The 19,695-nt window shown below is 67.5% G+C and carries 15 protein-coding genes; 8 read left to right on the forward strand and 7 right to left on the reverse strand.

The window, feature by feature from the left end; genetic code table 11:
- Positions 1 to 35: 35 nt before the first annotated feature.
- Together GPX89_RS21510 and GPX89_RS21515 are read left to right on the forward strand one after the other, a co-directional pair.
- Positions 36 to 497 carry an SRPBCC family protein gene (locus GPX89_RS21510; protein WP_157389425.1) on the forward strand — a complete coding sequence of 154 codons (462 nt, stop codon included), beginning with the start codon at positions 36 to 38 and terminating at the stop codon, positions 495 to 497.
- A 154-nt stretch (positions 498 to 651) separates the two neighbouring features.
- Positions 652 to 1,032 (forward strand): DUF5313 family protein, encoded by a 381-nt coding sequence (locus tag GPX89_RS21515; RefSeq protein ID WP_157389426.1) that lies wholly within the window; start codon positions 652 to 654, stop codon positions 1,030 to 1,032.
- Between the two features lie 20 nt (positions 1,033 to 1,052).
- Here the strand turns inward: GPX89_RS21515 and GPX89_RS21520 are convergent, their stop codons facing one another.
- Entirely contained in the window at positions 1,053 to 3,260 is a 2,208-nt protein-coding gene (locus GPX89_RS21520; protein ID WP_157389427.1) for a serine/threonine-protein kinase, read from the reverse strand.
- 152 nt (positions 3,261 to 3,412) lie between these two features.
- Between GPX89_RS21520 and GPX89_RS21525 the strand changes: the two genes are divergently transcribed.
- Together GPX89_RS21525 and rraA are read left to right on the forward strand one after the other, a co-directional pair.
- Positions 3,413 to 3,919: a nitroreductase family deazaflavin-dependent oxidoreductase gene (locus tag GPX89_RS21525; RefSeq protein ID WP_157389428.1), complete on the forward strand. Its 507-nt coding sequence runs from the start codon at positions 3,413 to 3,415 to the stop codon at positions 3,917 to 3,919.
- Between the two features lie 5 nt (positions 3,920 to 3,924).
- A complete protein-coding gene (gene rraA / locus GPX89_RS21530; protein ID WP_328602140.1) occupies positions 3,925 to 4,416 on the forward strand; it encodes a ribonuclease E activity regulator RraA in 492 nt (163 codons plus the stop codon).
- 148 nt (positions 4,417 to 4,564) lie between these two features.
- Here rraA and GPX89_RS21535 read toward each other — a convergent pair whose 3' ends face one another.
- Positions 4,565 to 4,786, reverse strand: coding sequence for an RNA-binding S4 domain-containing protein (locus GPX89_RS21535; RefSeq protein WP_154786496.1), 222 nt, complete (start codon positions 4,784 to 4,786; stop codon positions 4,565 to 4,567).
- A gap of 124 nt (positions 4,787 to 4,910) precedes the next feature.
- On the opposite strand from GPX89_RS21535, the gene lysX reads away from it, so the two are divergent.
- From lysX to GPX89_RS21555, 4 genes are all read left to right on the forward strand, one after another.
- Entirely contained in the window at positions 4,911 to 8,276 is a 3,366-nt protein-coding gene (gene lysX / locus GPX89_RS21540) for a bifunctional lysylphosphatidylglycerol synthetase/lysine--tRNA ligase LysX (protein ID WP_157389429.1), read from the forward strand.
- Positions 8,277 to 8,379: 103 nt separating this feature from the next.
- The gene (locus tag GPX89_RS21545) at positions 8,380 to 8,595 is read left to right on the forward strand and encodes a hypothetical protein (protein WP_207710598.1); all 216 of its coding nucleotides are present in this window, start codon (positions 8,380 to 8,382) and stop codon (positions 8,593 to 8,595) included.
- A 42-nt stretch (positions 8,596 to 8,637) separates the two neighbouring features.
- On the forward strand, positions 8,638 to 9,255 hold the full coding sequence (locus GPX89_RS21550) for a histidine phosphatase family protein (RefSeq protein WP_328602141.1): 618 nt from the start codon (positions 8,638 to 8,640) through the stop codon (positions 9,253 to 9,255).
- Between the two features lie 135 nt (positions 9,256 to 9,390).
- The gene (locus tag GPX89_RS21555) at positions 9,391 to 9,702 is read left to right on the forward strand and encodes a hypothetical protein (RefSeq protein WP_157389431.1); all 312 of its coding nucleotides are present in this window, start codon (positions 9,391 to 9,393) and stop codon (positions 9,700 to 9,702) included.
- A gap of 77 nt (positions 9,703 to 9,779) precedes the next feature.
- On the opposite strand, the gene GPX89_RS21560 is transcribed toward GPX89_RS21555, so the two are convergent.
- From GPX89_RS21560 to gltB, 5 genes are all read right to left on the reverse strand, one after another.
- The gene (locus tag GPX89_RS21560) at positions 9,780 to 10,682 is read right to left on the reverse strand and encodes a cutinase family protein (RefSeq protein ID WP_157389432.1); all 903 of its coding nucleotides are present in this window, start codon (positions 10,680 to 10,682) and stop codon (positions 9,780 to 9,782) included.
- A 256-nt stretch (positions 10,683 to 10,938) separates the two neighbouring features.
- Positions 10,939 to 11,949 (reverse strand): alpha/beta hydrolase, encoded by a 1,011-nt coding sequence (locus GPX89_RS21565; RefSeq protein ID WP_157389433.1) that lies wholly within the window; start codon positions 11,947 to 11,949, stop codon positions 10,939 to 10,941.
- Positions 11,950 to 11,991: 42 nt separating this feature from the next.
- On the reverse strand, positions 11,992 to 12,696 hold the full coding sequence (locus tag GPX89_RS21570; RefSeq protein WP_157389434.1) for a hypothetical protein: 705 nt from the start codon (positions 12,694 to 12,696) through the stop codon (positions 11,992 to 11,994).
- 250 nt (positions 12,697 to 12,946) lie between these two features.
- Positions 12,947 to 14,416 carry a glutamate synthase subunit beta gene (locus GPX89_RS21575; protein WP_157389435.1) on the reverse strand — a complete coding sequence of 490 codons (1,470 nt, stop codon included), beginning with the start codon at positions 14,414 to 14,416 and terminating at the stop codon, positions 12,947 to 12,949.
- Positions 14,417 to 14,487: 71 nt separating this feature from the next.
- Positions 14,488 to 19,161, reverse strand: a complete 4,674-nt coding sequence (gene gltB / locus GPX89_RS21580) for a glutamate synthase large subunit (protein ID WP_157389436.1) — start codon at positions 19,159 to 19,161, stop codon at positions 14,488 to 14,490.
- Between the last annotated feature and the right edge of the window lie 534 nt (positions 19,162 to 19,695).

The raw sequence follows: 19,695 nt of genomic DNA on the forward strand, positions 1-19,695 counted from the left end.
TGCAGGCAAAACTAGAACCCGTTACAGTTGCGCGCATGACCGAAGTCAAGATCGTCGCGGACTGCGCCGCCTCGGCCGAATCGGCCTTCGCCTACGTCAACGACTACCAGCACCTGCCCAAGTTCATCAATGAGATCAGCGCCTTCACCCCGCTGACCGACCAGGTCGAGGGCGTGGGCGCCACCTTCGACGGCACCATCCAGCTGGGCCCGATCACCCTGCACTCCACCATCGAGATCGTCCGGCACGAGCCCGGCTACGCCATCGGCGTGAAGTCCATCAAGGGCTTCGAGATCGAATCCACCTTCCTGTTCCACGACAAGGGCGACGAGTCCTGCACCATCGACGCCATCGTGGACTACCGGGTCCCCGGCGGCCTCGCGGGCAAGATCCTCGGCAAGACCATCGAGCCGTTCGTGAAGCTCGCCGTGAAGAGCTCGACCCATCACCTGGTCACCCAGGTCTCGGCCTTCCACACCACCCGCACCAACGCGTAGCCCGACTCTCGGGGACTCACGCCTCCACCTCCCAGCGGCTGGGGCTTCGCCCCCGAACCCCCAGGAGCATTGGAAGGCTGATGCGTCCGGGGTCGTCAGTGCCGCCGACCCCCCGCGGTTGATCCGCACTCCCCCACCCGGGATCCTTGGGCACATGCCCGAACGCACCTCACCGACTCCGCTGCAGCGACTCGGCTATATCTGCGGCCGGACGCTCCCGGCGTCGATGTCGGACTGGGTGCTGAACGATCTGACCGGTCCCGGCGCGACCCGCCGCTATCTGCTGCGGATCCTGATCCCGATCATTCCGGTGCTGTGCCTGTTCCTGCTGATCCCGGGCCCGCTCTGGATGGGCGCGGCGATGATGGCGCTGTTGTACCTGCCGCTCATCTACTTCACCGCGGCACTCACCTACGTGTTCCGGCGCAACCGGCTCATCAAGCACGGCCTCGATCCCGCGCTCGCCGACGCCGACCGCCGCGCCCGCGAAGCCGCCGACCGCGCCGCCTACGAACAGCGCCACGGACGCGGCTGAGCTCTCCGGAAGGGCCCCGGCTATTTCGAGACCGCGCGCTCGAAAGCCCGCAGGTCCGCTTCGGTTTGGCGGAACAGCCAGTAGTCACCGAGGAATCCCAGCACGCCCAGCACGCAGAGTCCGTAGATGGGAACCAGGACGAGAGAGACCTCCTCGGCGTTCAGGAATACCAGGCTGGAGATGACGCCGACGAGCGGAATCGCCACGGCCACCGCGAGATAGCGGGTGCAGCGGCGGCTCAACGCTCGCAGCGCGTCGCGGTCGCGGGCCGTCTCACCGTGGGTGAGCAGGCGCGGATAGAAGCAGCGGACGACGAAGAAGGTCACCACGAAGAACGGGTAGGCGACCGAGATCGCACCCGAAACCAGCATCGTCGCTATCAGATTCACGATGTGGCCGGGCGGCAGACCGGTGTACACGACCAGCCCGATGGCCGAGATCGCGGCGGCGAACACCCACCACGCGAAGGCCAGCAGAGCCACCCGGTCGCCGTCGACGAGGGTGTCGCGGCGGGCCCGGGACAGGGTCACCGGATCGTAGGTCCGGCCGCGCCGCACTCCGCGCCACACGATGAAGGCACGGCGGCACAGGTAGTTGGTGACCGCGATGGCCGTCGGAGTCGTGATCAGCGCAAGCACATTCCCGAGCACGCGTAAGCGGAACAGCTCCCCCTCCGAGAACCACAGCGCCCACAGCCCGTGATTGTGCAGGTTGACGTAGGCCATGCCGAGCAGGTCGCCGAGCAGGCTCGCCATGGTGATCAAGGCCAGCAGCGACCACGGTCCGACCCTTGCGCGCCAGCTGTTCTCGGGCGGATCGACCAGATCGCGGGCGCGCTGATCCAGGCACAGCTCCAGCTGCTGCGCCAGCGCCGCACCCGTGGGCCAGCGGTCCTCGCGGTCGGGGGCAAGGCATTTCAGCAGTACCCGGCGCAAGGTGGGCGGGCAGTCGGGCGGCAGTTCCTCGAAGTAGCGCGGTTCGATCGCGTGGCTGCGCAAGCGCAGCATGCGCTCGAGCGAGGACTCCGAATCGCCCGCGCGGCTCTCGTCGTCGAAGGGCCGGGAGCCGGTGAGCAGCTCCCACAGCACCACCCCGAGCGCGTAGATGTCGCTGCGACCGTCGAGATTCTCGGCGGTTTCCGACATTTGGGGATGACAGGCCGCCAGCTGCTCGGGCGACATGTAGGCCAGCGACCCGCCGAAGTAGGCGAGCGGACTGGTGCCCGCGACGTGCAGGCTGAAAGAGATGTTGAAATCGGCCAGCTTCGGGCTGCCGTCGGCGGTGAGCAGCACATTGGCGGGCTTGATATCGCGGTGCAGCACCCCGTTGTCGGCCGCGTAGTCGAGCGCGCGGGCCAGCCGGCTGCCCAGCCAGGCAACGGTTTCGGGCCAGCTGCGCTCCGGCATGGCGGTGCGGGTGGCCGATTCGCCGGGAATCAGGCCGCCCTTGTCGCGCATGGCCGCGTCCACCGCCTCCAGCAGCAGCCCGCCGTCCCGCCGCTCCGGCGGCCGGGATCGCACCAGCGCCAGCACCTTCGACAGCGTGCCGCCCGGAAGGTACTGCATGTACAGCAGTTTCAGCTCCCGCTCGGCCAGCAGCCGCTGATCGAAGACGCGCACGATGTGCTCGTGGTCGAGCTGGGCCAGGGTCTCGGATTCGGTGCCGTGGTTCTGCGAGATCTTCACCGCCACCAGCCGCTGCATGGACCGCTGCCGGGCCAGGAACACCCGCGCGAACGCGCCGCTGCCCAGCTCGACCAGCAGGTCGAAATCGTCGACCCGGTCGCCGACCTCGATGCCCTCCAACGCGTGCTGGGCCTGCGGCCGGGCGATGAGGGTGCTGCGGTAGTCGCGCTCGGCCCATTCGGTGGCGGCGGCCTCGGTCGGATAGCAGCTCACGTCGAGGGCGAAGCCGGACCGGCGCAACGCGTGGAACTCCTCGTAGGCCAGGTCCGGAGGCAGTGGGCCGGACCGCAATTCGTCGAATTCGGCGCGATAGTCGGCCAGGCGCTTGGGGAAGTCGTAGCGGATCCAGCGGTATTCCAGGTCCACCTTGATCAGCTCGATGAGGGCCAGGCGCCGTACTTCGGCTGTGCGCGGCAGGAATTCGGCCAGGCGCGGCGGTGCGCCCGCGGCGTCCCAGGCGGCGGTGAAGCGTGCGATGGAGGAGGCCAGCACGGAGCGGGTCTCGTCGACCGCACCCGAGTCGATCGCCGGTTCCACACTCATGTCCCCTCCCGATCCGGACTCATCGGGTGTGGCCAGTATGCGCCCACGAATCCGACTACACAGTTGATTAGTTCCTGTGTATAGATCGCTGGGCAAGGCCCGAGCGCATCGCCGACCCCCACACGGCCGGTCGCGGCCACTACAGTCGCGGTATGAGTGAGCAGTTTCCGGAACGGATCTGGGGTTCCCGCACCAACTTCCTGTCGCGACTGGCGAGTCCGTTCGCCGCCACCAAGCTCGGCTCCCTGGTCATTCGCAAGCTGACCCCGCTCGATCGCAAGGTGCTCGAACGCACCGACGGCAAGTACACCGTGCTCGGCCCGATCGGCGCGCCCGTCATCCTGGTCACCACCGTCGGCCGCAAGTCCGGCCAGCCGCGCACCACCCCGCTGCTCTACGTCCACGACGGCGACACGCTCTACATCATCGGCTCCAACTTCGGCCAGGCCCACCACCCCGCGTGGACGGGGAACCTGCTCGCCAACCCGGCCGCCGAGGTCGCCATCGCCGGAGAGCGCATTCCGGTCACCGCCACCCTCGTCACCGACGAGGACCGCAAGCAGGCGATCTTCGAACGCTTCGAGGAGACCACCGAGGCGTACACCGCCTACCGCAACCGCACCGCCCGCGACTTGCGGATTTTCGCCCTGACAAGATAGATCGCGTGACCGAATCCACCAACGCCATCGCGACTGCCGACCTAGCCGACGAAATCGGTCCCGAGATCCGCAGCTGCGACACCCAGTTCATCCAGTTCGGCGGCCACGAGGTCTTCTCCGGCCGCATCGTGACCATCAAGACCTTCCAGGACAACCTGCTGGTCAAGCTGACCCTGGGCACGCCCGGCGAGGGCCGTGTGCTGGTCGTCGACGGCGGCGCGAGCGTGCACACCGCGCTGGTCGGCGACATCATCGCCGGCCGCGGCGTCGACAACGGCTGGGCCGGGGTCATCGTCAACGGCGCGGTCCGCGACTCGGCGATGCTGCGGACCATGCCCATCGGCATCAAGGCGCTGGGCACCAACCCGCGCAAGAGCACCCAGAAGGAAGGGAACGCCGAGAAGGACGTGGTCGTCGAATTCGGCGGCGTCACCTTCGTTCCCGGCGACATGCTCTACAGCGACCACGATGGCGTGGTCGTGCGCAGCGAGGACTGAGCCAACTCTCGGGAAGCTCTCAGGGGCTACCGGCCCCCGAACCCCGAGAATGGGGAGCCGGGGGCCGAGCCCCCGGACCCCGAAAGGTACGTGGGTCACTGCTCCGAAGACCTACGGAACCCGGGAGAACGGTGCCCGAGCAATGCCCTCAGCCGCTGGTGACGCGCGCCTTGTGGCCCGCCAGCGCGACAACGTCGCCTGTGTGTAGCTGCCGCCCGCGGCGCAGCTCCACCTCGTCGTTGACACGTACCAGGCCCTGGGCGATAACCGTCTTGGCTTCCGAACCGGAATCGATGAGGTTCGCCAGCTTCAGGAACTGGCCGAGTCGAATGACATCGTCCTCGATCGGGACATCGACTGGATCCGACATGGGGTACATCCTCACCCGCGGCCGCCGCGAGACCAAACCCCGCCCCCACATGCCGCGCCGACCGGGCGGCCACAACCATCGGGCGCACCGCGCCGACGAGACACGAACCGGGTTCTGAGTGCACATGGGCAATGGCAACATTCACACTGGTGCGGTGACTTCCACGCAGGACCGGCCGCGCCACGACTCCGACCAGAGACCGGAGCCGCGGTCGCCGGAGGTGCCGCATCGCGGGCACGGCCGGTTGCGCGAGGTCCCGCACATCGCGGGCACCGCGCTCGGGGTGTTCTCCGTCCTGTGCTTCGCCTGGAGCATCTCCCCCGGCCTACGGTTCCTGACCTCGCACCTACGCCACTTCGTCGACACCTACTACTTCGACGCCCCCGACACCTCGCTGGTGTGGGCGCTGGTCGTGGGTCTGCTCGCGGGCGCCACCGCCAGCCGCAAACGCATCGCCTGGTGGCTGCTGGTCGGCTACATGACCGCCTACGCCGTCGCCAATGCCCTGGAATTCGCGGACGCGGGCGATATCAACGCCCTGGTGGCGTTGATCATTCACATCGTGGTCATCGGCGTGCTCATCGCCGCGTGGTCCGAGTTCTACACCAACGTCCAGAGCGGCGCGGTCTGGCGGGCGTTCGGCGTGCTGGCGGGCGGGCTCGCGCTGGGCTGCCTGGTCGGCTGGGGACTGGTGGAACTGTTCCCGGGCAGCCTGCCCGACCACACCGAACGGGCGCTGTGGACGGTGTCGCGGGTGACCGGCGCCATCCTGGTGTCCAACGACGACTTCGACGGGCACGCGCCGCATCCGGTGAACCTGCTGCTCGGCCTGTTCGGCGCGATCGCGCTGCTGGCCGCGGTGATCACGCTGTTCCGGTCACAGCGCTCCTCCAACGCGCTCACCGGACTCGACGAGTCGGCCATTCGCGGGCTGCTCGAACGCTCCGACGTCGAGGACTCGCTCGGCTACTTCGCCACCCGCCGCGACAAGGCCGTCGTCTTCGCGCCCAACGGCAAGGCGGCGCTGACCTATCGCGTCGAGCTGGGCGTGTGCCTGGCCTCCGGAGATCCCATCGGGCAGAAGGAATCCTGGCCGCACGCCATCGACGCCTGGCTGCGGCTGGCCGACCAATACGGTTGGGCCCCGGCCGTCATGGGCGCGAGCGAGCTCGGCGCGACCGCCTACCGCCGGGCCGGACTGTCGGCGCTGCGCCTGGGTGACGAGGCCATCCTCGAGACCCGCAACTTCTCCCTCGCGGGCGCGGACATGAAGCAGGTCCGCCAGGCCGCCAACCGACTCTCCAAGCAGGGCATCACCGTTCGGGTGCGCCGGCACAAGGAAATCTCCCCCGAGGAGATGCAGGACGTCATGCGCCGCGCCAACGCCTGGCGCGACACCGAGACCGAACGCGGCTTCTCCATGGCCCTGGACCGGCTCGGCGACCCGCTCGACGGCGACTGCCTGCTGGTCGAGGCCGTGGACCCCGGCGGGCACGTGCTCGGCATGCTGTCGCTGGTGCCGTGGGGACGCACCGGCGTCTCGCTGGACCTGATGCGCCGCGACCGCACCGGCCCCAACGGGCTCATGGAACTCATGATCTCGCGGCTGGCCCTGAACTCCGAGCAGTACGGCATCACCCGAATCTCGTTGAACTTCGCGGTCTTCCGCGCGGTCTTCGAGGAGGGCGGCCGCATCGGCGCGGGCCCGGTGCTGCGGTTGTGGCGCGGCGTGCTCATGTTCTTCTCCCGCTGGTACCAGCTCGAGGCGCTCTACCGCTCGAACGTGAAATACCAGCCCGAATGGGTGCCGCGGTTCTCGCTGTTCGAGGAACGCCGGCACCTGCTGCGGGTGGCCACCGCCTCCGCGCTGGCCGAGGGCTTCCTGCCGCGCTTCGGCCGCGAGCACGACGCCTCCACCCACACCGGTCTGCGACCGTCGGTGCCGCCCACCATCTCCGGGCTGCACGCCGACGGCAGCCTGCCCGACCTGCCGCCCGAGGAACTCGCCGAAACCGGCCCGCGCCGCCCCGAACAGGTGCGGGTGCGCATGGACAAGCTCGACAAGCTCCAGGAATCCGGTGTCGAGGCCTACCCGGTCGCCTACCCGCCCACCCACACGGTGGCCGCCGCACGGCACTCCCCGCAGGGCACCACGGTGCGGGTCTGCGGACGGCTCCTGCGGATTCGCGACTACGGCGGCGTCATCTTCGCCGTGCTGCGCGACTGGTCCGGCGACATCCAGCTGCTCATCGACCGCGGCCGGGTCGGCGCCGAGCGCAGCGAGGAGTTCACCGAATACTTCGACCTCGGCGACCTCATCGAGGTGAGCGGCCAGATCGGCCGCAGCCGCCGCGGCGAGCTGTCGCTGCTGGCCCAGGACTGGCGGATGATCGGCAAATGCCTGCACCCGCTGCCGGACAAGTGGAAGGGCCTGTCCGACCCGGAAGCCCGTGTGCGGCAACGCTATGTCGACATGGCCATCAACACCGACATGCGCGAGGTGATGACCAAACGCAGCGCCGTGGTGCGGTCGCTGCGGGACACCTTGCACGGCTGGGGATTCCTCGAAGTGGAGACCCCCGTGCTGCAGCAGGTGCACGGCGGCGCCAACGCCACCCCGTTCACCACCCACATCAACGCCTACGACCTCGACCTGTACCTGCGCATCGCCCCCGAGCTGTACCTCAAGAAACTGTGCGTGGGCGGCATGGAGAAGGTCTTCGAACTCGGGCGCGTCTTCCGCAACGAGGGCGTCGACTACAGCCACAACCCCGAGTTCACCATTCTGGAAGCCTATGAGGCGCACAGCGATTACGAACGCATGATGCACGCCTGCCGCCAGCTCATCCAGGAGGCGGCGCTCGCGGCCAACGGCAAGATGGTGGCGCTGCGGCCCGGACCCGACGGCGCCCTCACCGAGGTCGACATCTCCGGCGACTGGCCGGTCAAGACCGTGCACGGGGCCGTCTCCGACGCCATCGGCGAGACCATCACCCCCGAGACCGATGCCGAACGGCTGCGGCTGCTGTGCGAGAAGGCGGGCGTGCCGTTCCAATTGGGCTGGGACGAAGGGCAACTCGTGCTCGAGATGTACGAGCACCTGGTGGAATCCGAAACCAAGGAACCCACCTTCTACATCGACTTCCCCACCTCCGTCTCCCCGCTCACCCGTGCCCACCGCTCCGTCGCGGGCGTCACCGAGCGCTGGGACCTGGTGGCCTGGGGCGTCGAATTGGCCACCGCCTACAGCGAATTGACCGATCCGGTGGAGCAGCGCCGCCGCCTCACCGAACAGTCCATGCTGGCCGCGGGCGGCGACCCGGAGGCCATGGAACTCGACGAGGACTTCCTGCAGGCCCTCGAACACGCCATGCCGCCCACCGGCGGTCTGGGCGTGGGAGTGGACCGGGTGGTCATGCTGCTGATCGGCCGCAGCATCCGCGAAACCCTGCCCTTCCCGCTGGTGAAACCCCGCAACGCGCCCGCCTGATTCACGGGTGAGACCCGGGGAAAACCCTGATTGCCCGGGCCGAATCGCCAGCTAGTCTGAGATTCGGCCCGGCTACGGGCACACCGGACCGATTGGGGTTTCCATGCACTACCTAGATCTCATGACCCAGGCCACCCTGCTGGACCACCACGTCTGGACTCATCCGGACACCTGGAACGCCGCCCTCGAGAACACCGCGGCCCGGCGCACCAGCAGCCGGCGCGGTATGGGCTTCTGGGGCTTCCTCGGGGTCTGCTGCATCGGCATCGTGGTGCTGGTGCTGGGCATCGTCTACCTGATGCGCCGCCGCAACAACTGACCCCCGGGGCGCGGCACGGGCGAGGTACGGCACAGTGGGGATGTGCAGTTGATCCTCGTCCGCCATGCCCAGCCCGAACGCCTGCTGGGATCCACCGGCCCGGCCGACCCGGATCTCACCGCCGTCGGCGCCGAACAGGCGGGCCGGGTCCCGGCCGCACTCGCCCACCACCGGATCGCGCGGGTGGTGAGCAGCCCCCAGCTGCGGGCGCGCGAGACCGCCCGGCCCACCGCGGAGAAGCTCGGGCTGGAGGTCGAAATCCTCGACGGGCTGGCCGAATACGATCGCGATCTGCCGATGTACATCCCCATCGAGGACGCCCAGCAGGAATTCCGCGAAACCTACGAGCGCATCAAGTCGGGGTACCTGCCCGAGCAGATCGACGGCGCGGCCTTCGTCCGGCGCGTGCACGACGCGATCGACGGCATTGTCGCGGCCGCCGATCACACCGACACCGTGGTCGTCTTCGCGCACGGCGGCGTGATCAACGTGCTGCTGCAGGACGTGCTGGGTCTGGCCCGGCCGCTCACCTTCCCGATCGACTACTGCTCGATCACCCGAATCCTGTACTCGCGCAGCGGCGGGCGCACCGCGGCCACCGTCAACGAGAACGCGCACGTCTGGGATCTGCTGCCGCGCATGCGACGCCCGCGCGCCTGAGTCGCGCAACCTCGGAAATCCGACGCTCAGCCGACTCCCAGCGCGATCCAACACCCCTCCAAGCCCCGGGCCTTTCGATGGGAACTCGTGAGCCGCTCCCCCTCGCGGCGCACGATCCGACAGAAAGGCACCACGATGTCCGCCATCACGAAGCCCCGTCGCCGCCTCGCTCTGCGCCTGGCCGCGGCAGGCGCCCTGGCCGCCATCCCGCTCGCCGTGGTCGCGCTCCCCGCGAACGCCGCGACCCCCGACGACTCCGGTTCCCCCGTCGTGGCCCAGCAGGTCGACGACCACGGTCCCTGGGACAACGACCGCGACCACCACGACCGTGATCGCCATCGCCACGACAACGACAACGACTGGAACGGAAACAACGGCTGGGACAACAACAATCCGCCCCCGGCCCCCGCACCGTGGCTGCCGCCGACCGGTTCGTTCGGCAGCTAGCCCGGACCCCGCCGCATCGGCTCGGACACGAAAAAGGCCGCTCCCCAAGGGGAGCGGCCTTTCACCGTTCGAGATCCCTACGCGTTGGTCGCGATCCAGTTGTGCATCCAGGTGATGGCGGTCTGGCCGCCGCCGACGCCGTAGCTGCCGTAGCTGGTGTGCGTGCCGCTGCGGTAGAACTGCTCGAGCTGCTTCGCGTACTCGGAGTCCGGGCCGTCGGCCAGCTGGGCCTGCAGCGTCGGCAGACCGCCCTGGGCCATCAGGTCGTTGATGATCGAGCCGAGCTGCAGCTGGGTCTGCCAGGGGTTGAAGTTGTTCGGGTTGCTCGCCTGCGCGAGGAAGCCCGCGAACCGGGTGACGAAGTCGGTCTGCTCGGTGGAGCAGTACAGGTCGCCGATGGCGCACACGGTGCGCACCTTGTCGCTGATCCAGCCGAAGCCGCCGACGCGCGGACCGCCCGCACCCGCACCGGGCGCGATCGGACCCACCTGAATGTCGCTGGGCGAGCGGCTCGGGTCGGAGATCAGTGCGACGGCCGCGATGCGATCCGGCGGCACCACACCGTGGCCCGTGCCGATCTCGGCGGCGAGATCGCCTGCCGCGTCGGCACCTTGGCTGTAGCCGGTGATGGCGATCTTGGTTCCCGGGCACCGCGCACCCATGGCCTGAACGAAGCCGCGGGCATTGTCGACGGCTTCCTTCTTGGACTGGGCGTAGACGTCGCCCTCCCAGGGAAAGGCGGTGGCCGCGTAGGTGACATAGTCGACCTCACCAGGCAAACCATTGGTTACCCCGGCTAGCATGCCGGGCTTGGGGTCCTTGTCATGACCGGTCTCCCAGGTGCCGGGAACGGCGACCGTGTAGAGAGTCGGGCATCCAGCTCCCGGGTCGGCTGTAACAGGGCCGCTGCCCAGCACGATTCCCGACATGAGCACGCTCGCCGCTGCCCCCGCAGCCGCGACAACATTCTTCAACCGCATACTGCTCCAGTTCACGCTTGTGCCGGGACTACTCGCATGTCCCGATTCCCGATCATGGTGCGATCGCCGGATGACCGCCCGGTGCACTCCCGGTTAACCCAGGTAACCACCCCGTATGACTTGTCCGAAACAGACCGCATGACGAGATCAGCGACACACCGCCGACAAGCATAAAGGGGGGTATTCAGCTATGCCAGGCGAGTCCGAAAACACGTCCGTTTTCCGACTCCGAAGATCAATCACCGGTTGCTTTCGGTCAGCTCAGCAATGCCGCCTCGAGCATCGGCCACGACCGGTGCAGCGCCTCCTGCCAATACCGCCACGAATGGGTTCCGGCGGGACGGAATTCGACCTGAGCAGGGATTCCCAGCTCACCGAGGCGATCCGCGAGCCGATGCGTGCATCCGTTGGTGGCTGCCTCGATCAGCCCGCCGAGCACGATCTGATTGGCCAGCACGAGCGGACGGCCGCCGATCGAGGGTGAGTCCAGCGTGTCCAGATCACCGGGCAGGCCGGTCGAGCTCGAGATGAACAGCGCCTTGCCGCGCAGCGCCTCGGCATTGAGCACCGCGTCGTGCTCCTGCCAGGCCGGGTCGTCGGGCGGACCCCACATATTGCTCATGTCGGCCGGGGCCCGGTCCAGGACCAGCTTGATGTACTGGCGGCCGGTCGAATCGGCGCTGGAAGCGCATCCGCTGTAGGACGCGACGGCTCGATACAGATCCGGGGCGTGAACGGCCAGATCCAGCGCGGAACTCGCGGACATCGAAACACCCGCGATGGCATTCACGCCGGAGGTGTGCAGCACCGAATCGATGATCGGGGGCAGTTCGGAGGTGAGGAAAGTCTGCCATTTATAGCGACCGAGTTTGGGGTCGTCCCGTTCCCAATCGGTGTAATAGGAGAATTTACCTCCTACCGGCAGTACCACATTCACGTTCTTGTCGGAAAAGAATTGCACGATATCGGTCTGGCGATACCAGGTGGCCGCATCCTCGCCGCCACCCGCGCCATTGAGCAGATAGAGCGTGGGGCGCGGCGCGCTGTTGTCGAGCGGGGTGATGACCTGAAGCGGAATCACCCGATCCATGGCCGCCGAATAGACCGAGATCGTCTCTTCCCGCTGCCCGGGCCGATCGATCGAAACCAGGTGTGCGCCCGCGGGATCCGCGGCGGCCGTACCGATGCTCCCGGGCGCACAGGACAGCGCCAGTGAGAGCGCGCAGGCCGGAATCGCCAGCAGCGCAGACAGTTTGCGGGTGCGCATCGGTACGGATGTTCCTATCGATCGAATCGGCCCGGAGGGGGATCAGCTGCCGAGGTACTGGTGCAGGGCGTCGGCGATGATCGTGCTGATCGATCCGGTCGAGCTGAGTTGGCCGTCGGCGGAACCGAGGCCGTTGTTGCCGAGGCTGCCCAGCAGGTCCTCACCCACGGTGTTGGCGCGAGCGGTGAAGCACGCGGTCAGGTTCGGGAGCTCGTTGCTGACGCCGACCGTGCCCGCAACCCCGATGCCACCGCTGGTGACCTGCTGGCCGGGCGAAAGGCTGGTGGGGACCGGGTAGGTGATGGTGTAGGTCAGCGGGTTGCCGGAGTTCACGAACCAGCCCGAGTTGGTGACCTTCCAGCCGCCGGCGTTCGGCTCCGGGGTGACGTCCTCGGTGCGCTCGCCGCCCACCGCGTGGAAGGCGGTGATGGTGGCCTTGGTCGGCGCGGCGAAACCCGACGGCGGGAAGTCGGTGATGGTGTTGACGTACGGGTTGCCGATGCCGGTGGTGCCGATGACGATCTTGTAGGTCACCGTGGTGCCGACGCCGATGGAGTCCAGATTGGCGGACTTGTCGTAGGTCATCGTGATGCCGAGGGTGCTGATGTCGTTCTTGGTCGCATGCGAGCTGATGGCACAAGTCGAATCCGCCGACGCCGCACCGGTTTCCAGAGTGGTGACGCTGAGACCCGCGCAAACCAACGCGGCCGACGAGATGATCGCGGCCGCACGGCGATTACGGAACATTATTTCTCCTCCAAGTGTCCCGGCAGGTTCGCGGGACCGTTCCAGACTTACCGAGCGCTGCGGACGACTCGGAGGTTCTGACTCCACACGGGGACTAAGTAAACAGGTGTAACTGGTCTCGTGTCCAGGGTTTCGGAAAATCGCCCACAGCAACTGACTAGCACACGTTTCAGACCCTACTGGCGGGTTTTCCAGAAAAAACAAAAGACGCCCCCGGACCGAAGTCCGGGAGCGTCCTGTCGTTTTCAGCTCAGCGCTGGGCGACCATGGTCGGGGTGATCGGGGACGGCAGCGCCGTCTCACCCTCCAGGTACTTGTCCACCGCGGCGGCCGCGGCGCGGCCCTCGGCGATGGCCCACACGATCAGCGACTGACCGCGACCCATGTCACCGGCGACGAAGACACCGGGAACCGTAGTGGCCCAGTCCTTGTCGCGCATGACATTGCCGCGCTGGTCGTAGCCCACGCCCAGGCCCTCGAGCAGACCGTTCTTCTGCGGTCCGACGAAGCCCATGGCCAGCAGCACCAGATCGGCCTCGAGGGTGAAGTCGGTGCCCTCGACCTTCTCGAAGCGGCCGTTGACCATCGTCACCTCGTGCGCCTGCAGGCCGGTGACCTTGCCGTCCGCACCGATGAAACGCTCGGTGTTGACAGAGAACACGCGCTCGCCGCCCTCCTCGTGAGCCGAGGAGACGCGGTACATGAGCGGGTAGGTCGGCCACGGGGTCGACGCGGCACGCTCCTCCGGCGGACGCGGCATGATCTCGAACTGGTGGACCGACTCCGCGCCCTGACGGTGCGAGGTGCCCAGGCAGTCCGCGCCGGTGTCACCGCCACCGATGATGACGACCTTCTTGCCGCGCGCGTTGATGCGCGGCAGGCCGTTCTCGTCGGCGATCGGGTCGCCCAACTGCACCCGGTTGGCCAGCGGCAGGAACTCCATGGCCTGGTGGATGCCGTCCAGGTCGCGACCCGGGATCGGCAGGTCACGGGCGATGGTGGCACCGCCCGCCAGCACGACCGCGTCGAACTGCTCGCGCAGCTGCGCGGCGGTGATGTCCACGCCCACGTTCACGCCGGTCTTGAAGATGGTGCCCTCGGCCTCCATCTGCGCCAGACGGCGGTCGATGACCCGCTTCTCCATCTTGAATTCCGGGATGCCGTAGCGCAGCAGGCCGCCGATGCGGTCGTCACGCTCGAACACGGTCACGGTGTGGCCCGCGCGGGTCAGCTGCTGGGCAGCGGCCAGGCCGGCGGGGCCGGAACCGACGACGGCAATGCGCTTGCCGGTCAGGCGGGTCGGGTAGACCGGGGTCACCCAGCCCTCGTCGAAACCGTTCTCGATGATCTCGACCTCGACCTGCTTGATGGTCACCGGATCCTGGTTGATGCCCAGGACGCAGGACGCCTCGCACGGAGCCGGGCACAGGCGGCCGGTGAACTCCGGGAAGTTGTTGGTCGCGTGCAGGCGGTCGAAGCCTTCCTTCCACGCGCCCTTGTAGACCTGGTCGTTCCACTCGGGAATCAGGTTCCCCAGCGGGCAGCCGTTGTGGCAGAACGGAATACCGCAGTCCATACAACGGCTGGCCTGGGTCTGGAGAGTCTCGTGGGAGAACTTCTCCTCGTAGACCTCTTTCCAGTCGAGCAGGCGAAGCGGAACCGGACGGCGCTTCGGCAGTTCCCGGCTGGTGTGCTTCAGGAAGCCTTGTGCGTCACCCATTTACGAACTCCTGACTAATGCGCTGCGCGCACGGAACATCAAAGGTGCCGCATTGCACCGAGTAGGTGAGGTCAGCCACGAGCCGCCTCCATGATCGCTTCATCCACGTTCCGACCGGCCTTCTCGGCCTCGGAGATGGCGAGCAGGACCTTCTTGTAGTCGCGCGGCATGACCTTCACGAACTTGGTCACCTGCTGCGCCCAGTCGCCCAGGATGCGTTCCGCCACAGCCGAACCGGTCTCGGCGCGGTGCTGCTCGACGATGTCCTTCAGCGTCTGCGCGTCCTCGGCCGACAGCTGCTCGAGATCGACCAGCTCGGTGTTGAGGTTGGCCTCGAAGGTGCCGTTCGGGTTGTAGACGTAGGCGATACCGCCCGACATACCGGCGCCGAAGTTGCGGCCGGTCTCGCCGAGCACGACCACACGACCACCGGTCATGTACTCGCAGGCGTGGTCGCCCACACCCTCGACGACCGCGGTGGCGCCCGAGTTGCGGACACCGAAGCGCTCGCCCGCGACACCGCGGATGAAGGCCTGGCCCGAGGTCGCGCCGAACAGGATCACGTTGCCCGCGATGATGTTCTGCTCCGCCACGTACGCCGCGGGCGCGTCGGCCGACGGGCGCACGATGATGCGACCGCCCGAAAGGCCCTTGCCCACATAGTCGTTGGCGTCGCCGGAGACCCGCAGGGTGATACCGGCCGGGACGAACGCACCGAACGAGTTACCGGCGGAACCGGTGAACGTGATGTCGATGGTGTTGTCCGGCAGGCCGACTCCGCCGTACAGCTTGGTGACCTCGTGGCCGAGCATGGTGCCGACCGTGCGGTTCACGTTGGTGATCTTGGTTTCGATCTTGACCGGCTTGCCCCGCTCCAGCGCGTCCGCGGCCTCGGCGATGAGCTTGTTGTCCAGCGCCTTGTCCAGGCCGTGGTCCTGGTCCTTGGTGCGACGGCGGTCCTGGAACATGAACGCGGTCTCGACGTCGTCCAGGATGGGCGACAGGTCGAGCTTGGCGGCCTTCCAGTGCGACTTGGCGGCGGTGGTGTCGAGCAGGTCGACGCGGCCGATGGCCTCGTCGAGCGTGCGCAGACCCAGCGACGCCAGCAGCTCGCGGACCTCCTCGGCGATGTAGAGCATGAAGTTCTCGACGAACTCCGGCTTACCCGTGAACCGCTCGCGCAGCACCGGGTTCTGCGTCGCGACGCCGACCGGACAGGTGTCGAGGTGGCACACGCGCATCATGATGCAGCCCGAGACCACCAGCGGAGCGGTCGCGAAACCGTACTCCTCGGCGCCCAGCAGCGCGGCGATCATGACGTCGCGGCCGGTCTTCATCTGGCCGTCGACCTGCACCACGATGCGGTCGCGCAGACCGTTGAGCAGCAGGGTCTGCTGGGTCTCGGCCAGGCCGAGCTCCCAGGGGCCACCCGCGTGCTTCAACGAGGTCAGCGGCGAAGCGCCGGTGCCACCGTCGTGACCGGAGATCAGCACCACGTCGGCGTGCGCCTTGGAGACGCCCGCGGCGACGGTGCCGACGCCCGGCTCCGCGACCAGTTTCACGTGAATCCGCGCCTGCGGGTTCGCGTTCTTCAGGTCGTGGATCAGCTGCGCCAGATCCTCGATCGAGTAGATGTCGTGGTGCGGCGGCGGGGAGATCAGGCCGACGCCGGGCGTCGAGTGCCGGACCTCGGCGACCCACGGGTACACCTTGTGCGCCGGAAGCTGGCCGCCCTCACCGGGCTTCGCGCCCTGCGCCATCTTGATCTGGATGTCGGTGCAGTTGGTCAGGTAGTGCGCGGTCACACCGAAGCGACCCGAGGCCACCTGCTTGATCGCGGACCGACGCCAGTCGCCGTTCTCCTCCGGTTCGAAGCGCGCCGGGTGCTCGCCGCCCTCACCGGAGTTCGAGCGACCGCCCAGGCGGTTCATCGCGATGGCCAGGGTCTCGTGCGCCTCGGCCGAGATCGAGCCGTAAGACATCGCGCCGGTGGAGAAGCGCTTCACGATCTCCGACGCGGGCTCGACCTCGTCGATCGGGATCGGGTTGCGGCCCTGCGACTTGAACTTGAACAGACCACGCAGCGAGGCCAAGCGCTCCGACTGGTCGTCGACCAGCTTGGTGTACTCCTTGAAGACCTTGTACTGGCCCGAGCGGGTGGCGTGCTGCAGCTTGAACACCGTGTCCGGGTTGAACAGGTGGTACTCGCCCTCACGCCGCCACTGGTACTCGCCGCCGATCTCGAGCTCGCGGTGCGCGCGCTCGTTGCGGTTCTCCAGGAACGCGATCCGGTGCCGCTGCGCGACCTCGTCGGCGATGTCGTCGAGGCCGATGCCGTCCAGCGGCGAGCGCAGACCGGTGAAGTACTCGTCGACGAGCTCCTGCGCCAGGCCGACGACCTGGAACAGCTGCGCGCCACGGTAGGAGGCGATGGTGGAGATGCCCATCTTGGACATCACCTTCAGCACGCCCTTGCCGGCCGCCTTGTTGTAGTTGTAGACGGCCTTCTTGAAGTCGGCCGCGTGATCGCCGGTGCTGCCCGGGATCTGCAGCGTGCCGCGCTCGAGCATGTCCTCGATGGACTCGAAGGCCATGTACGGGTTGATGGCCGCCGCGCCGAAGCCGACCAGCATGGCCATGTGGTGCACCTCGCGGGCGTCACCGGCCTCCACGACCAGGCCGACCTTGGTGCGGGTCCGCTCGCGCACCAGGTGGTGGTGCACCGCGGCGGTCAGCAGCAGCGACGGGATCGGGGCCAGCTTCTCGTTCGACTCGCGGTCGGACAGCACGATGATGCGCGCGCCGCCGTCGATGGCAGCGGAAACTTGCCGCTGAACCGCTTCAATGGCCTTGCGAAGTCCCTTGCCGCCCTTCTTGACCGGGTACAGGCCGTGGACGACCACCGAGCGCAAGTGCGGACGCGAACCGTCGTCGTTGATGTGGACCAGCTTGGACAGCTCGTCGTTGTCCAGGATCGGCTGGGTCAGGGTGATCTGACCGCAGGACTCCGGTCCCGGGTTCAGCAGGTCGGCCTCCGGGCCCACCATGCTGCGCAGCGAGGTGACGACCTCTTCGCGGATGGCGTCCAGCGGCGGGTTGGTGACCTGCGCGAACAGCTGCGAGAAGTAGTCGAACAGCAGGCGCGGACGGGACGACAGCACCGCGATCGGGGTGTCGGTGCCCATCGAGCCGAGCGCCTCGCCACCGGTCTGCGCCATCGGCGAGACCAGCAGGTTCAGCTCCTCGGTGGTGTATCCGAAGATCTGCTGGCGGATCAGCACGCGGTCGTGCGACATGTGCACGTGCGGGCGGTCGGGCAGGTCGCTCAGCTTGGTCGGGCCCTCGTCCAGCCACTGCTGGTACGGGAACTCGGTGGCCAGCGACTGCTTGACCTCGTCGTCGGAGATGATGCGGCCCTGCGAGGTGTCGACCAGGAACATGTGGCCGGGCTGCAGGCGCTTCTTGTAGACGACCTTGGCCGGGTCGATGTCGAGCACGCCGACCTCGGAGGCCAGCACGACCAGACCGTCGTCGGTGACCCAGATGCGGCCGGGGCGCAGACCGTTGCGGTCCAGCACCGCGCCGACGACCGTGCCGTCGGTGAAGCACACCGAGGCCGGGCCGTCCCAGGGCTCCATGAGGAAGGAGTGGTAGCGGTAGAACGCGCGCTGCTCCGGGGTCATGGACTCGTGGCGCTCCCACGCCTCCGGAATCATCATGAGCACGGCGTGCGGCAGGCTGCGGCCACCCAGGTGCAGCAGCTCGAGCACCTCGTCGAAGCGAGCGGTGTCGGACGCGCCGGGGGTGCAGACCGGGAAGATCTTCTCCAGGCGGTTGTTGCCCTCGTGGTCGGTGCCGAACACGTTGGAGTTCAGCAGCGCCTCGCGAGCGCGCATCCAGTTCTCGTTACCGGAGACCGTGTTGATCTCACCGTTGTGGGCGACGCGCCGGAAGGGGTGCGCCAGCGGCCACGACGGGAAGGTGTTGGTGGAGAAGCGCGAGTGCACGATGCCCAGCGCGGACTCGACCCGGTCGTCCTGCAGGTCCAGGTAGAACGCCCGCAACTGCGGGGTCGTGAACATGCCCTTGTAGACGAAGGTCTCGCCGGACAGCGACGGGAAGTAGACCGACTCCTTGCCGGTCGCGCCCTCACCGGCGCCCGCCTTGCCGAGTTCGTGCTCGATGCGCTTGCGGATGACGTAGGCGCGACGCTCCAGGTCCAGGCCGGAGAGCTGCTCGGCACCGTCCTTCGGGGAGGCGATGAAGATCTGCCGGAACGTCGGCATCGCGTCGCGCGACAGCGCGCCCAGCGACGACTCGTCGATCGGGACCTCGCGCCAGCCGAGGACCTCGAGGCCCTCCTCGCGCACGATCTTCTCCACGCCGTACCCCGCGCGGGCGGCCTCGCGGCGGGCCTGCGGGAGGAACGCGATACCGGTGGCGTACGAACCTTCGGCGGGGAGCTCGAAGTCGACCACGGCACGGAAGAACTTGTCCGGGAGCTGGATCAGGATGCCCGCGCCGTCACCCGAGTTGGGTTCGGCGCCGGCCGCACCACGGTGCTCCAGGTTCAGCAATGCCGTAATAGCCTTGTCGACGATGTCGCGGCTGCGGCGGCCGTGCATGTCGACGACGAATGCGACACCACAGGCGTCGTGTTCGTTCGCCGGGTCATAGAGCCCGATGGAACGGTGACCGTAGCCGGCACCGCCGGCGGGGGACCCGTGGCCAGGAAGTTGCGTCATGCCTCTGCCTTCACAAAAAACAGGCCTTCGAAGAAAAGGGCCTTCGTCGAACGCCTCCGGTAGGGACTGCGCCCGGACGTTTCGGAGACCAGCGGCGCTGATGGTCACTCCGTGCAGTCAACTTTGCAGTTGTCGACCCGCTTCGATTACCTAGTCGGGTGCTCGGTGGTAACGGAACTCTTACGCGTTCGCCACACACCGCGCCGTTCTCGCCCGCTAGGCTGAGCACCGATCGGGCCTCTGACCGTATGGGGAGTTGTGCCGAATTTGTGTAGTTCGGCGTAAGAGCAAACGATAAGTCAGGACTGGAGCCCAACCAACTTAGGTTGCACTAATTCCAGCTTCTAGCTGGGCTTCTACATTCGTCCTCCAACACACGCGCGTTCTCCAGTGTAAGGCAGGGATGCACGGGCGTTTCAGTTGAGTTCACCACTGCATTGCACGCGCGCGAGGGTTGGCGCCGGGCCGTCCAGCGCAGCTCCAGACCGCCCCTCACCTGCAATGAATCAGATTTCCCCACAATGGGATCCGGCA

Origin of the sequence: Nocardia terrae (assembly GCF_009760405.1) — a bacterium.
Taxonomy (GTDB): Bacteria; Actinomycetota; Actinomycetes; order Mycobacteriales; family Mycobacteriaceae; genus Nocardia; species Nocardia terrae.